Origin of the sequence: Pseudomonas sp. SORT22 (genome assembly GCF_018417635.1) — a bacterium.
Lineage (GTDB): Bacteria > Pseudomonadota > Gammaproteobacteria > Pseudomonadales > Pseudomonadaceae > Aquipseudomonas.
In genome coordinates this window covers 4,595,180-4,608,984 of sequence record NZ_CP071007.1, presented here as the reverse complement: position 1 = coordinate 4,608,984, position 13,805 = coordinate 4,595,180, and the positions used below count along the sequence as shown (strand labels likewise).

12 protein-coding genes, 2 tRNA genes and 1 pseudogene are annotated in these 13,805 nt (G+C 61.0%); 7 read left to right on the top strand and 8 right to left on the bottom strand.

What is annotated here, in order from left to right:
- Nucleotides 1–28: 28 nt before the first annotated feature.
- The 4 genes from JYG36_RS21100 to JYG36_RS21085 form a co-directional block, all read right to left on the bottom strand.
- Nucleotides 29–1,324, bottom strand: coding sequence for a virulence factor family protein (locus JYG36_RS21100; RefSeq protein WP_093386516.1), 1,296 nt, complete (start codon nucleotides 1,322–1,324; stop codon nucleotides 29–31).
- The gene (mprF, locus tag JYG36_RS21095) at nucleotides 1,324–3,966 is read right to left on the bottom strand and encodes a bifunctional lysylphosphatidylglycerol flippase/synthetase MprF (protein WP_213602203.1); all 2,643 of its coding nucleotides are present in this window, start codon (nucleotides 3,964–3,966) and stop codon (nucleotides 1,324–1,326) included. The genes JYG36_RS21100 and mprF overlap by 1 nt, the downstream gene beginning before the upstream one ends.
- Before the next feature lie 224 nt (nucleotides 3,967–4,190).
- Nucleotides 4,191–4,267, bottom strand: a tRNA-Met gene (locus tag JYG36_RS21090).
- Nucleotides 4,268–4,398: 131 nt separating this feature from the next.
- Nucleotides 4,399–4,475, bottom strand: a tRNA-Met gene (locus JYG36_RS21085).
- A 218-nt stretch (nucleotides 4,476–4,693) separates the two neighbouring features.
- On the opposite strand from JYG36_RS21085, the gene dinB reads away from it, so the two are divergent.
- On the top strand, nucleotides 4,694–5,758 hold the full coding sequence (gene dinB, locus JYG36_RS21080) for a DNA polymerase IV (RefSeq protein WP_045193551.1): 1,065 nt from the start codon (nucleotides 4,694–4,696) through the stop codon (nucleotides 5,756–5,758).
- Between the two features lie 45 nt (nucleotides 5,759–5,803).
- Here dinB and JYG36_RS21075 read toward each other — a convergent pair whose 3' ends face one another.
- The 3 genes from JYG36_RS21075 to JYG36_RS21065 all read right to left on the bottom strand — a co-directional run bounded on the left by JYG36_RS21075 (nucleotide 5,804) and on the right by JYG36_RS21065 (nucleotide 9,966).
- Entirely contained in the window at nucleotides 5,804–6,757 is a 954-nt protein-coding gene (locus JYG36_RS21075; protein WP_045193550.1) for a lipoprotein, read from the bottom strand.
- A gap of 18 nt (nucleotides 6,758–6,775) precedes the next feature.
- On the bottom strand, nucleotides 6,776–8,491 hold the full coding sequence (locus JYG36_RS21070; RefSeq protein ID WP_045193549.1) for a proline--tRNA ligase: 1,716 nt from the start codon (nucleotides 8,489–8,491) through the stop codon (nucleotides 6,776–6,778).
- Nucleotides 8,492–8,661: 170 nt separating this feature from the next.
- Nucleotides 8,662–9,966: an OprD family porin gene (locus JYG36_RS21065; RefSeq protein WP_045193547.1), complete on the bottom strand. Its 1,305-nt coding sequence runs from the start codon at nucleotides 9,964–9,966 to the stop codon at nucleotides 8,662–8,664.
- A gap of 295 nt (nucleotides 9,967–10,261) precedes the next feature.
- On the opposite strand from JYG36_RS21065, the gene JYG36_RS21060 reads away from it, so the two are divergent.
- The 3 genes and pseudogenes from JYG36_RS21060 (at nucleotide 10,262) to JYG36_RS26650 (ending at nucleotide 11,410) form a co-directional block, all read left to right on the top strand.
- Nucleotides 10,262–10,519 (top strand): hypothetical protein, encoded by a 258-nt coding sequence (locus JYG36_RS21060; RefSeq protein WP_213602202.1) that lies wholly within the window; start codon nucleotides 10,262–10,264, stop codon nucleotides 10,517–10,519.
- Between the two features lie 255 nt (nucleotides 10,520–10,774).
- A pseudogene (locus tag JYG36_RS21055) lies at nucleotides 10,775–11,194 on the top strand (HIT domain-containing protein); the annotation flags it as partial.
- Between the two features lie 9 nt (nucleotides 11,195–11,203).
- Nucleotides 11,204–11,410, top strand: coding sequence for a SlyX family protein (locus tag JYG36_RS26650; RefSeq protein ID WP_093386494.1), 207 nt, complete (start codon nucleotides 11,204–11,206; stop codon nucleotides 11,408–11,410).
- Nucleotides 11,411–11,473: 63 nt separating this feature from the next.
- On the opposite strand, the gene JYG36_RS26695 is transcribed toward JYG36_RS26650, so the two are convergent.
- A complete protein-coding gene (locus JYG36_RS26695; RefSeq protein ID WP_045193545.1) occupies nucleotides 11,474–12,061 on the bottom strand; it encodes a cold-shock protein in 588 nt (195 codons plus the stop codon).
- Between the two features lie 297 nt (nucleotides 12,062–12,358).
- On the opposite strand from JYG36_RS26695, the gene JYG36_RS21045 reads away from it, so the two are divergent.
- From JYG36_RS21045 to JYG36_RS21035, 3 genes are all read left to right on the top strand, one after another.
- Nucleotides 12,359–12,832, top strand: a complete 474-nt coding sequence (locus JYG36_RS21045; protein ID WP_045193544.1) for a Dps family protein — start codon at nucleotides 12,359–12,361, stop codon at nucleotides 12,830–12,832.
- A 242-nt stretch (nucleotides 12,833–13,074) separates the two neighbouring features.
- Nucleotides 13,075–13,404, top strand: coding sequence for a ribbon-helix-helix domain-containing protein (locus tag JYG36_RS21040; protein ID WP_045193543.1), 330 nt, complete (start codon nucleotides 13,075–13,077; stop codon nucleotides 13,402–13,404).
- Between the two features lie 93 nt (nucleotides 13,405–13,497).
- The gene (locus tag JYG36_RS21035; protein WP_045193542.1) at nucleotides 13,498–13,719 is read left to right on the top strand and encodes an FmdB family zinc ribbon protein; all 222 of its coding nucleotides are present in this window, start codon (nucleotides 13,498–13,500) and stop codon (nucleotides 13,717–13,719) included.
- Nucleotides 13,720–13,805: the final 86 nt, after the last annotated feature.

The window sequence follows — 13,805 nt, the reverse complement described above, 5'->3', positions numbered from 1 at the left end:
GCTTGCAGCTGCGCGCCGGAGGCGCGCTTCAATCCTGCTCGGCGACGCTGGTCTTGCCCTGGCGGTTCTCGATATCGCCGATCAGGCGCTTGGCCAGCGCCGGGTAGTTCTCGTCGAAGTGATGTCCGCCAGGCAGCTTCAGGCGCTCGCCGACTGCAGTATGGTCGGTACAGCCGCTCTCGTCGGCCTCTTCCTCGCCATACACGCAGACCACTTTGGACGCTGGCAGCCTGGCCATCTCCGGCCCGGTCGGTGCCTCTTTGCCAGCATTGCCCAACCAGCCCTCGACTTCGATCTCGAAGCTGCCGCTGCGGGCAAAGGCCAGCAGTATCACCGCATCGATGCGCTTCTGGTCTTCGGCCGGCAAGCGGTTGTAGATCGCCGGCAAGACGTCGGCGCCGAACGAGTAGCCGGTCAGCACGAAACGCTTGGTGCCCCATTTCTGCCGGTAGTGCTGCATCAGCTCGGAGAGGTCGATGGCGCTTTGTTCCGGGGTCTTGTGCTGCCAGTAGTAGCGCAGGGTGTCGATGCCCACCACCGGATAGCCGAGCTTGGCCATCTCGCCGGCGACGTCGCGGTCCAGGTCGCGCCAACCGCCATCGCCCGAGAGAAACAGGGTGACGGTGTCGGTGGTTTGCCCGGCAGGTACTTCGACCACCGGGATGCTCATGGCGTTGCCGTCCTCACCCACCAGTGCCTGGGTCAGTTGCGCCTTGAGTACCTGCGGCAGGTGGATGTCGTAGTCGCTGATGCTGGTTTCGGCATTGGCCTGGTCGCGCACGAAGGCGGCGCTGGCGTCATCCGGGTTGTCGTTCCAGGCCACGCTCCAGTGGCCGTGGGCGGCGGACTTGGGCAGCGGCGTGGCGCAGCCGGGTTGTTCGAGGTTGAAGTCCACCGAGATGGCCAGGGCCTTGTCATCGCTCTGGCTGGCCAGCCAGCTCCAGGCCTGGGCTGCGCCCGGGCCGATACCGGCTACCAGGGTCGGCGCGCCCTTGAGTTGCTGCATGGCTTGCTGCAGCGCCTGTTGCTGCTTGTTGCAATCGGCTGGCGGCAGGACCACCTGGACCATCTGCGCCTCGCCGCTCTGGCTCAGGTCGAGCAGTTGCTTGTCGCTCAGGGCCTGGTCCGGGGGCACGGCGATGACCACGCGGGCCTTGGCCCGGGTGCCGGGGTTGACCCGGACCAGGCTGCTGCCATCGGCCAGGCTCAGGTGCTCAAGGGAGGCTTCGGGGGCCGGCCGGGTCCACAGCCAGAAGCCAAGGGCGGCAGCCAGCAAGGCCAGCAGCAGGGGAACCAGCAGGTACAGCCAGTAGCGTCGAATCATCAGCGTTTCACCAATCCAGTCAGGCCGCCCGCGATCAGGGCGGCGGTGTCGGCCAGTGCCACCAGCGGATCGAGTCCGGCCGGCACGGCCATGTAGCGAGGTTCCCAGTCCGGTTGGAACTTGTCCTTGAAGCGGCGCAGGCCCTGGAAGTTGTAGAGCTGCTCGCCGCGCTGGAACACCATCGAGCCCAGGCGCTGGGTCAGCGGTGCGCCGCGCCGTGGTTGCAGCCCGGAGAGTGGCACCATGCCCAGGCTGAAGCGCCCATAGCCGTGCTGCTTATAGTGTTGGATCAGGCCGATCATCATGAATTCCATGGTCAGCTTGGGCGCCTGCGGGTGGGCGCGCATCAGGTCGAGGCTGGCCAGCTCCAGGCTGCGGGTTTCCAGGAGGTTGGCAAAGGCGACCGGGCGCCCTTCGAAACGGATCAGGGCAATCCGGAAGTGCTGCAGGTACTCCGGGCTGAAACGGCCGAGGGAGAAGCCTTTCTCGCGCACGTTCTTGCCAGTGAGCCAGGCGTCGGAGATGGTCTTGAGTTCTTCCAGCGGAGCCTGCCCCGGCTCGTGCACTTCCAGGCTCAGGCCGTCGCGGCCGCCGCGGTTCCAGGTGTAGCGCAGGTCTTTCATCTCCTTGCCCTTGGCTTCTAGGTCAAAGCGCTTGAGGTCGACCCGGGCTTCTTCGCCCAGTTTGATCGCGGTCAGGCCGATGTCCATATAGAAGGGCAGGTTCTCGGCCCGAACCTGGTAGAACACCGGGCGGGCATGGTGTACATCGCACAGGTCGCGGAACTGCCAGATCATTTCGGCGCGCTCGTGGGCCGGGCCGATCGGGTCGTACAGCGCCACCAGGCTGCGGCCGCGACGTGCATACATAAGGAAGGCATCGTCGTTGGGGTGGAACAGCAAGGCTTTGTCGCCAGTCAGGGCCAGGCCGCCGTCGGGTTGGTCGGAGGCTTGCAGGATGGCGTTGGCGCGTTGCAGCTCGTCGGCGCTGGGCAGGTGAATAACCGGGCGCGCGGTGCGCAGCAGCCAGGTCAGGGCGACGATCACCAGCAGTACCGCGCTGCCCAGGGCCGAGCGCAAGCCGCGTGGGGCATCGGCGTCGAGGGTGAATTGCCACCACAGCTGATGGCTGTAGGGCACATCCTGATAGGCAAACAGTAGCAGCCACACCGAAGCGCCCAGTACACAGGCGCTGGCCGCCAGGTAAACCGGCGAGAACGGCAGTTCGAGCAAGCGGCTGGGGCGATAGAAGGAACGGCGGAACACCGCCAGCAGGCAGGCGGTGAAGGTCAGGATGCTGGCTTCTTCCCAGTCGAAACCTTTGAGCAGCGAGAGCAGGGCGCCGACCAGCAGCAGGACGGTGGTCAGGATCCAGGCAGCCGACAGGCGCCGGCGCAGGCCCTGGGCCAGCAGCAGGCAGAGGACGCCAATCAGGCTGGCGCCGAAGTGCGACGCGTCGATCAACCGGTGCGGTACGAGGAAGCCCAGATGCTCCAGACGCTCGTCTATTTCCGGGGTGGCGCCGGAAAACAGCAGCACCACGCCGGAGAGAAACACCAGCACCGCCAGCACCGGGGCTGCGAGCCCGGAAGCGGCCCTGATCGCTTGCTGGGCAAACAGCAGGCGCTTGGCTTCGCTGGCCAGCAGCAGGACGCAGGCCAGCAGCAGTGGCAGCACCACATAGATCAGGCGATAAAGCAGCAACGCGGCGGCCAGTGGCGCGGCGCCGAGCTTGTCGGCAAAGGCTGCCAGCAGGATCGCCTCGAACACCCCGACGCCACCGGGCACATGGCTGAGCACCCCGGCCGCCAGCGCCAGCAGGTAGACCAGCAAGAAGGCACCAAACGGCGGCGCCTCGGGCAGCAGCAGGTACAGCACGGTGGCGGCAGCGGCTACGTCCAGGGCAGTAATGAGCAGTTGCAGCAGGGTCAGGCGTGCGCCCGGCAAGCGCAGAGTACGCCGGCCTACTTGTACCAGCAGGTTGTCAGCCTGGGGTTGTTCGGGCAGGCGACGACGATAAAGGCCATAGACCAGTGCGCCGCTCAAGCTAAGTACCGCCAGGGCGATCGCTGCCAGCAACGCAGGCGCCAGGTGCAAGGCTGAAGCTGCAGCCGGCAAGTTACTCAAGGTCGCCAGGGCGGCGAGCGGCGGCAACGCGCAGCCGAGGGAAAGGCTGGCAAACAGGGTCATGCGCGCCACTTCGGCGGCGCCGATGCCATGGCGCGCATACAGGCGATAGCGTACCGAGCCACCGGACAGCAGCGACAGGCCAATGGCATTGCCGATGGCAAAGGCGCTGAAGCCGCCCATTACCAGGGTGCGAGCCGGTAGCTGGACGCCGGCATAGCGGCTGGCCGACCACTCGTACCCCAGCAGTATGACGAAGCCGGCCACCGTCGCCAGCAGTGCGCCGGCCAATGCTGGCGGCGGCACGCTGAGCAGCGAATCATGCAGGGCATAGATGTCCAGCTCGCTGAGCAGGTGACGGCAGGCGATCAGGGCGACAGCGAACAGCAGCAAGGTCACGCCCAGGCCGATGGGCTGGCGGTACTTGCTCAGGCGTTCGAGCCAGCGCAGGCGTTGCTCGGCATTGGGTAATGCGGCGGTCACAGGGGCTTGTGTTTCAGGCGTCTGGGTGCGCATCAGCCACCTCGTGGCTTGCGCAGGGGAAGCAGGGTGTATCCGGTCAAAGTACCAATCCCTTTGGAAGCGTAATGTCCGATATGATCGGGCCGCTGAGCACCTTGAGGATAGTTAAAGAAGTTTCATATTGCCTGAGCGGCGAAGGGCGTTCAGGGGGCGGGCTGATTAGCTGGAAGGCAGACGCAAAAAAGGCCACTTTTTTCAAAGTGGCCTTTTCTGTTGTTTGGTTGCGGGAGCCGGATTTGAACCGACGACCTTCGGGTTATGAGCCCGACGAGCTACCAGACTGCTCCATCCCGCGTCTGTGGGGCGGATTCTACAGCGTTGAGCTTGGCTGTCAACGCTTAATTGTTGATTTACAATAAAAAATTACCTGGGGCTTTATTCCGGGCAAAGAAAAAGGCCACTCGTGAGAGTGGCCTTTCCTGAATCTGGTTGCGGGAGCCGGATTTGAACCGACGACCTTCGGGTTATGAGCCCGACGAGCTACCAGGCTGCTCCATCCCGCGCCTGTGAGATGAGATTCTACAGTTTTGCCCGGGGCTGTCAATAGCCTGTTTGCAGAAATCCTTTCTCCTTCAATCGCTTAGCGCCGCTGAAAAGGGCTGCAAGGCAGCAAGGGCGGGCCTTGCAGAGGTTCCGGGGGGGAATGAATTAGTTGTGATGCATGGGCCGCTAGCGGGTGAGATACTGCTTACATCACTTTAAACCTGTTCTTACGCTCCCTATGTCTCAACGCAAGATCATCCATATCGACTGCGATTGCTTCTACGCCGCCATCGAAATGCGCGACGACCCGCGTCTGGTCGGGCGGCCGCTGGCGGTGGGCGGTTCGGCGGAGCGGCGCGGGGTGATCGCTACCTGCAACTATGAGGCGCGGGCGTTCGGCGTGCGTTCGGCGATGTCCTCGCACCATGCCCTCAAGCTGTGCCCGGACCTGCTGATCGTCAAGCCGCGCATGGATGCCTATAAAGAAGCCTCGCGGGAAATTCACGGCATCTTTCGCGAATACACTGACCTGATCGAGCCCTTGTCGCTGGACGAGGCTTACCTGGATGTGTCGGACAGTTCCTGGTTTGCGGGCAGCGCTACACGGATTGCCGCCGATATTCGCCGTCGGGTTGCCCAACAGTTGCATATCACTGTGTCGGCTGGCGTGGCGCCGAACAAATTCCTGGCCAAGATCGCCAGCGACTGGCGCAAGCCCAATGGCCTGTTTGTGGTCACTCCGAATGAAGTCGAAGACTTCGTAGCTGCCTTGCCGGTGAGCAAGCTGCATGGCGTAGGCAAGGTCACCGCCGACAAGATGGGCCGCCTGGGCATCATCACCTGCCTGGAGTTGCGCGACTGGAGTCGCCTGGCCCTGGCCCGTGAATTCGGCAGTTTTGGTGAGCGGTTGTGGGGGCTGGCGCGGGGTATCGATGACCGTCCGGTGCAAAATGACAGCCGGCGTCAGTCGGTCAGTGTCGAAAACACCTACGACACCGATCTGCCTGATCTCGCCAGTTGCCTGGAAAAACTCCCGGAGCTGATGGAAACCCTGGCCGGGCGCATGGCCCGCATCGACGACAGTTATCGCCCGGGCAAGCCGTTCGTCAAAGTGAAGTTCCATGATTTCAGCCAGACCACCCTTGAGCAGTCAGGGGCGGGGCGTGACCTGGGCAGCTATCAACACTTGCTCAGCCAGGCCTTTGCCCGTGGCGGCAAGCCGGTGAGGCTGTTGGGGATTGGTGTGCGCTTGCAGGATTTGCGCGGTGCGCATGAACAGCTGGAGCTGTTCACTCGGGAGTGAGGAGGGCAGCGCCAGCAGGCTGGCGCTCTCCGGGTACAGCGAAGGTCAGTGCGCGCCAGGGTCGGCAACCAGGCGGCCGGCGTCCTTGGTCAGCGACTTGAGGAATTCCTGTTGCAGCTCCGGATCGTTGCGGGTCAGCTCGATCAGGCTTTGCTCCAGTTCACTGGCTTCTTCTTCCAGGCCCAGCTCCGACAGGCGCTTGACCCGATGCACCCACTGGCTGACTTCGTCGTCTTCCAGGTCATCGAAAATCAGTTCGTGGGCTTCCACCAGTTTGCCGCGCAGGCCGGCGCTGATCAGCAGGCTGGCATCGCCACGCACGTTGTTGTCTTCATCGACCACCTGCAGGTGCAGGGTGCCGATGTGGGTCAGGTTCTGCTCGCTGAACGGGCTGTCGAGCAGGTTCAGGTGCAACACGCCATTGCGGTCGGTGGTCAGCTCATGGTCGATCTTGCCGGCCTTGACCGACACCGGCCGCTCGCTCCAGGGGACGCTGGTGTATTCCTGGCGCTTGTCCTTTTGCACTTCGGTGATGCCCGCCAGGTTCTGCTGGGCACGACCGTTGGACTGGGCGTTCATGAACGGGTTGAGGCCGTCGAAGCCATAGCTCAACCAGTCATGGGTCACGCTGTCGGGCAGGTTGCCCAGGGCAAAGACATTGACCACGTTGGCGCCGACACCGGCCACCACCGCCACCGCGCCCAGCGGAATCTCATAGACTTCGCGCCAGGGTTGGTAAGGCGTGTAGCGATCGTAGCGACGGGTAACCTCGAACTCGGTGACTTCGAAGTTCTTCTGTTCGTGGATGCGCACACGCCGTTGCGGCAGCTCGAGTACCTTGGGGTCTCCGACATCGATCTGCAGGCTGTGTTCGAGCAGCTTGCGCTCGATGCGCTCCTCGTGCTCGCTGCGCTGGGACATCTGGTTGGCGCAACCGCTGAGGAGCAGGGCGCCGCACAGTGCGGCGCCCCCCAGGTTGATGGTACTTCGCTTGAACATGATTACTCTTGCGTTGGCTTAGCGACGAATGCGGGCTTGCAGGAACGACAGCACCTCGGCCACTGGCAGCGGCTGTGCGTCACGCTCGGTGCGGTGCTTGTATTCCAGGTTGCCGTCGGCCAGGCCGCGGTCGCTGATGACGATGCGGTGCGGGATGCCGATCAGTTCCATGTCGGCGAACTTGATCCCCGGGCTGGTCTTCTTGTCGCGGTCGTCCAGCAGCACTTCGAAACCGGCAGCGGTCAGCTCGGCATACAGCTTGTCGGTGGCTTCGCGAACCTGTTCGGTCTCGTAGCGCAGCGGCACCAGGGCGATCTGGAAGGGTGCCAGGGTATCGCTCCAGATGATGCCGTTTTCGTCGTAGTTCTGCTCGATGGCCGCAGCCACCACACGCGATACGCCGATACCGTAGCAACCCATGCTCAGGGTTACCGGCTTGCCGTTCTCGCCCAGTACCTGGCACTTGAGTGCCTCGCTGTACTTGGTGCCGAGCTGGAAGATGTGCCCGACTTCGATGCCGCGCTTGATCACCAGGGTGCCCTTGCCATCCGGGCTTGGGTCGCCCTCGACGACGTTGCGCAGGTCGGCCACTTGCGGAACTGGCAGGTCGCGCTCCCAGTTGACGCCGAAGTAGTGTTTGTCGTCGATGTTGGCACCGATGCCGAAGTCGCTCATCAGCGCGACCGAACGGTCGATGATGCATGGCAGCGGCAGGTTCAGCGGGCCGAGGGAGCCGGCGCCGGCGCCAATGGCGTCGCGCAGCTCTTCGTCGCTGGCCATGACCAGCGGGCTGGCAACTTCTGCCAGGTTGGCAGCTTTGATTTCATTGAGCTCGTGGTCGCCACGGACGATCAGGGCAATCAGCTTGCCTTCTTCGGCGGCGTGGACGATCAGGGTCTTGACGGTCTTTTCGATCGCCAGGCCATAGTTGTCGACCAGCTGGGTGATGGTCTTGGCGTCCGGGGTGTCGACCAGGCGCAGCTCTTCGGTCGGCGCCGGGCGCACGGTTTCCCGTGGGATGGCTTCGGCCTTCTCGATGTTGGCGGCGTAGTCGGAGCTGTCGCTGAAGATCACATCGTCTTCACCGGACTCGGCCAGCACGTGGAATTCGTGGGAGTAGCTGCCACCGATCGAGCCGGTGTCAGCCTGCACTGGGCGGAAATCCAGGCCCAGGCGGGTAAAGATGTTGCTGTACGCCAGGTGCATGCGATCGTAGGTTTGCTGCAGGGAAGCTGGATCGGCATGGAAGGAGTAGGCGTCCTTCATGATGAACTCGCGACCACGCATCAGGCCGAAGCGCGGACGGATCTCGTCACGGAACTTGGTCTGGATCTGGTACATGTTCAGCGGCAGCTGTTTATAGCTGTTGAGCTCGTTGCGGGCGAGGTCGGTGATGACCTCTTCGTGGGTCGGGCCCACGCAGAACTCGCGACCGTGACGGTCTTTGAGGCGCAGCAGCTCCGGGCCGTACTGTTCCCAGCGGCCGGATTCCTGCCACAGCTCGGCAGGCTGGATGGCCGGCATCAGCACTTCAAGGGCGCCAGCGGCGTTCATTTCCTCGCGGACCACGGCTTCGACCTTGCGCATTACCCGCAGGCCCATCGGCAGCCAGGTATAAAGGCCGGATGCAAGCTTGCGGATCATGCCGGCACGCAGCATCAGCTGGTGGCTGATGACGACCGCGTCGGAAGGGGTTTCTTTTTGAGTAGCGAGCAAATATTGACTGGTGCGCATGGTAGGCCGTTGTCGGTTGCTTAAGACTTTAAATGACCCCGCATTGTACGGGGGCGATTCGGTGGCGTACAGGATGCCGGAGCACGAAGGCGTTGTCAGCCCGAATTCAGACAAGAAAAAGCCCGGCAGTGCCGGGCTCTTTCGTACTGGGGATACTGAAAGCCCGGGGCTTACAGGATGCTCAGCGGGTACTCGACGATCAGGCGCAGTTCGTCGATCGATGGCGAACCGTAGTAAACGCCGTCACCCGAACGGTAGGTGGCTTGACGTACACGCAGGCTCAGGTCTTTGGCCGGACCTTCCTGCAGAACGTACTTGGCCTCGATGTCGCGTTCCCATTCCTTGCCGTTGTCGGTGCCAGTGACGTTGGCACCGGTACCCTTGACATAACGGGTCATGAAGCTCAGGCCTGGAACGCCGTATTCGGCGAAGTTCAGGTCGTAACGTGCCTGGTAGGATTTCTCGTCTTCGGCGTTAAAGTCGGAACGAGCGATGGAGTTGGCCAGGAAAATGGTGCCGCCGCCGTCGATGCCGTAGGCATAGTCGCCGTCACCGGTAACCTTCTGGTAGGCCAGGGTGAAGGTGTGCGCGCCAATGTTGTAGGCGCCCGACAGGCTGAACGCACGGTTATCAAGTTTGTCACCATCGAAGGCGGTAACGTTGGCCTTGCCGTCGCTCTTGGTGTCATAGATGTTGAAGTCGAACACCAGGCCTTGGTTGTCGTTGATCGGCAGTGCCCAGTTGACGTTGGCGTAGTATTTACGCCAGTAGTCTTCGACCTTGGAGTAGTAGAGGCTGGTGCTCAGGGTGTCGGTGAAGGCATAGGTGCCGCCGAACACGTCAGCCTGGGTCAGGCCAGGGTTCTTGATCCCGGTAGTGCGGTTCTTGCCACCGATGCTGTCGTGGTAGGACTGCGATTGAGCATTCAGGGCGGTGAAGTGACCGGCATTCAGCTCAAGGCCTTTGATTTCCTTGCTGGTCACCAGGAAACCTTCGACGGTTTCAGGCAGCAGGCGGCTGTCGTCGGTTGCCAGAACCGGCAGGGCGGTGAACTGGGTGCCGTACTTCAGCACGGTGTCGGAGATGCGGAACTTGACCGCCGCGCCACCTTCGGAGAACGAGTCCTGCGAACGGCCATCTGCGCCCAGCGGGAACTGGCCGGTGCCGGCGCGACCTTTGCCGCTGTCCAGTTTCAGGCCGAGCATGCCGATGGCGTCGACACCGAAACCTACGGTGCCTTGGGTAAAGCCCGACTGGTAGGTGCCGAGGAAGCCCAGGCCGGTTTCTTCAACGCGGCTTTGGTCGCCGTTAGGCACGTTACGGAAGTCACGGCTAAAGTACAGCATGCGGGTTTTGACATTGAGTTTGCTGTCTTCAACAAAACCCTTGGACTCATCCTGAGAAGAGGCCACTGCCAATTGCGAGGTGCCGGCTGCAACAGCCAGGGCGATTATGCTCCACTTCATCACGCGCATCGTGATTTGCTCCTTTGGTTTTTAGGAAGAGTACTGCCGTCGCTGTTTGGTTTTTTTATACAGCGCGGCTCTTTCTTTTTGTGTCGGCGGAAATGTATATCACGCTGACCGGCGTTGGCGATATGCCTGTCGAGAACCTTTCGGTAACTTTACGGTCATGTCGCTAACAGTTATGTCCTTGTCGCAAACCACGCCCCGGGTTTCGCGGGCCGTACAACTCCAGCGCTGTTTCAAGCGGATTAAGGATAGGTAAAAACAATCTAGCCCCTGCCCCCCGAAACTCCCTGGTTAACCCATGCAGCTGTTGTTATTTGTCGCCGCTCGCTGCATCAGTGCAGAGGGCGTGCCGACCGTGGCGGATGACAATGCAACAAGCGTGCACAAAATCGAACGGCTTCACGAAATTTTCACGCTTTCGCCCTCCGAAGGCCCTCAGGTGCCGGTAAACCGGGGGTCAAAGAACCTTTGGTTCGCGGCTGTCGATCGCAATGGAATAAGGGAAAAAGTTGCCCGTAAAGTCAAAGCGTTACCGTTGAAGGCTAAAGCTGAGTAGTTTGTGGATGTTCACTGGGCGAAACGCCGACGGACGGCTTCATTTTGGTGCGAAAAGTAGCGTTTCCTTGCCCGGGCAGCGTAACACCGACGTACGCCTAGGCCTTTTGGGTGAGGGGAAGGGGCTAAATCGGTGCATTGCTTCATTAATAAGGCAGCAGGCAATGCCCCGACGAGCGATCAGGAGTATCCTGCTGGCAGTGGCTCACGGAGGGTTGTGTGAGCAAGGTATTAAGCTGTTGTAGGAGATTTCGTAGTGTTTGTTCTGGATCAACGTCTTCAACAAGACACCTTTTGCCTGGGGGACTTTCCTCTTTGTCGTCTGTTGCTGAGTAGGGATGGCAACTATCCCTGGTTTATCCTGGTGCCGCGTCGGGCCGAAATCAGCGAATTGTTTCAACTTGATGACAGCGATCAGCAGCAACTCTGGAAAGAAACTAACGCCCTGGCCCAGATCCTCAAGGACGTCTTTGCCGCCGACAAAATGAACGTGGCAACCCTCGGCAATGTAGTTAGCCAGCTACATATGCATGTGATAGTTCGTCATCGTTCTGATCCGGCCTGGCCGGCACCTGTGTGGGGCAATAAACCTGCAATTGAATATGCGCCACAACAGGTGGCTGAGATCCGTTTGCGTCTGGCCGAGGTATTGGTTGACGATTTTCAGTTCGCGGAGGATCGAGTCATGACCCTTGACGCGCGCGTGACCGAGTTGGAAAGCCGGCTGGCCTTTCAGGACGATACCCTGCTGGCCTTGAATGATGTGCTGGTCGAACAGCAGCGCGTCGTTGAGCGCCTGCAGTTGCAGATGGCAGCACTGCTCAAGCGCTATGAAGAGATGGTCGGCCAGTACGAGGCCAGTGAAGAAGAGGCACCGCCGCCGCATTACTGATTCGGGGGCGAAAAAAAACCGCGATGGGCAGTGATGCCGTCGCGGTTTTTTTGTTGCTGCTGATCAGCGCCGTGGGGCGGCGATCACGTCTTCGGCCTGCAGGCCCTTGTCGCGGTTCATCACCGAGAACTCCACGCGCTGGCCTTCGACCAGCACCCGGTGGCCTTCGCCGCGAATGGCGCGGAAGTGGACGAAGATGTCATCGCCCGAATCGCGGGAGATAAAGCCGAAACCCTTGGACGTGTTGAACCACTTCACCGTGCCGGTATCGCGATTGGACATGTCGTACTGGGTGTTCTGGCTACGGGCCACAGCGCTTTTGGCAAAACCGGCAATCAAGTGCAGGATGGTGGCCAGCAGGGCGCAAGCCAGGGCCGGCAGGTTGCCAAGCTCCGGACGGGCCAGCAAGGTCACGGTCTGCAGGATCACGGTAAGCACCAGCAAAGCACTGGCAGCGCGCTGCAGTTGCTGGCGCACGCCCCGGTAGTGCTGCGCGAGCACGGGAGCGATGAGCAGGTTAAGCAGGCCGAAAAGCGCCAGGTAAACCGCCTCCGGTTGCTGCAGGAAGGGTATGGCTTCGGTTCTGAGGCTGGGTATGAAGGACAGCAGCAAAGCTGCAACGCCCGTCAACAGGTGGACGATCTTGAACATGTTGGTTGGCTCACATTGATAAGGCGGATCACAGGAAGAGCTGGCTTCACGGCGCGCACGGGTAAAAAAGCGCAAAAACGTGAGAAGGCCAGCCTATGCGCCCGGGCAATGACAATCGGCGCGGGCGGCACGCTGCCTATTTAACAGCAAAGCCCCGGGCTTCTCAAATCAGCGGCCAACCGTGTGTCGCGCGGCCTGCAGCCTTGTGTCGCAGGCATGAGGCTGCAGGGGTGGAAAACTCTTGGTACAGTGGTTTGTACCCGCTTGATCAGCAAGCACTAAGGAAAGGGGAACTACATGGCAATCGATATCGGTATCAGCGAAGAAGATCGCAAGTCCATCGTCGATGGTTTGTCGCGCCTGTTGTCGGATACCTACGTACTTTATCTGAAGACCCACAACTTTCACTGGAACGTCACCGGTCCGGCCTTTCGTACCTTGCACCTGATGTTCGAAGAGCAGTACAACGAACTGGCCCTGGCGGTCGACTCGATCGCCGAGCGTATTCGCGCGCTGGGCTTCCCGGCACCCGGGGCGTACTCAATCTACGCGCGGCTTTCTTCTATTAAGGAAGAAGAGGGCGTGCCGCCTGCTGACGAAATGATCAAACAACTGGTCGAAGGCCAGGAGGCGGTAACCCGCACGGCGCGCAGCATTTTCCCGCTGCTCGACAAGGTCAGCGACGAGCCGACGGCCGACCTGCTGACCCAGCGCATGCAGGTGCATGAAAAAACCGCCTGGATGCTGCGCTCGCTACTTGAAGGTAAGTAACCGGCAGATTTAACCCTGTTATTCGAATGCCCGAACTTTTGTGCGAAGTTCGGGCATTTCAGTTAGTACGGAAGCACTTTCCGGTGTTTTAAAGTACCGGCTCCAGTGCCGAGTATTCCTACATTCAGAGTTAGGGTGTCTGCTGGCACCGCCACGTTACACAGCGCTTTATTAAGGGCATGTTCCCGCGTGCATAACGCACGCGGGTTTGTTTCCCGGTTAAATAGTGGCGTGGTACGACTATGTCGGCATGGATGAATCGCACGGGGCGCGTAGCCTGCGTGCCGCACAAGGATGGCGTCGACCCTTTCGAGGCCAATTTCAACATGGGCCTGGCCCAGCCGCTGTCGCGGTCGGTGCGCCTCAACGGCTTTGCCACCTGTCTGCGCCTGGAAGAGATCTACTGGACTATTCTTGAACGCATCGCCAAGGCCAATCAGTGCTCGGTCAATGCCGTGTTGTCGTATATCGACCGTGAGGTACACCTGCGTCACGGCGGGGTAAAAAATTTCAGCGGGCTGATCCGCGTGGTCTGCGTGGTCTATTTGCTCGGCTTGCCAGTGGCACGCTAGTCGGTTGCCGGGCTGCACAGCACTCCTTAACCATATATAATCCCGCGCTTTACTGCCCGAACCAGCCTGCGCTGTGGTTAACGAGACACGCCTATGCCCATGTACGACTATCAATGTGCTTCCTGCAACCACCAGTTGGAAGTCCTCCAGAAGCTCAGCGCCGCGCCGCTGACCGATTGCCCGGCGTGTGAGCAGCCAGCGCTGAAGAAGCTGATTTCGGCCCCGGGCTTCCGCCTGGGTGGTACCGGCTGGTACGAAACCGACTTCAAGACCGGTGCGAAAAAGAACCTGGCAGGCGGCGACAAGGCCGACTGAGTTGATTGCACCGGCAGGGTCTTGCACTATTAGCCCTTTGGGGCTGCAAGGCCTCCACTGAACATACGAATGACGAGAAGCGAAAC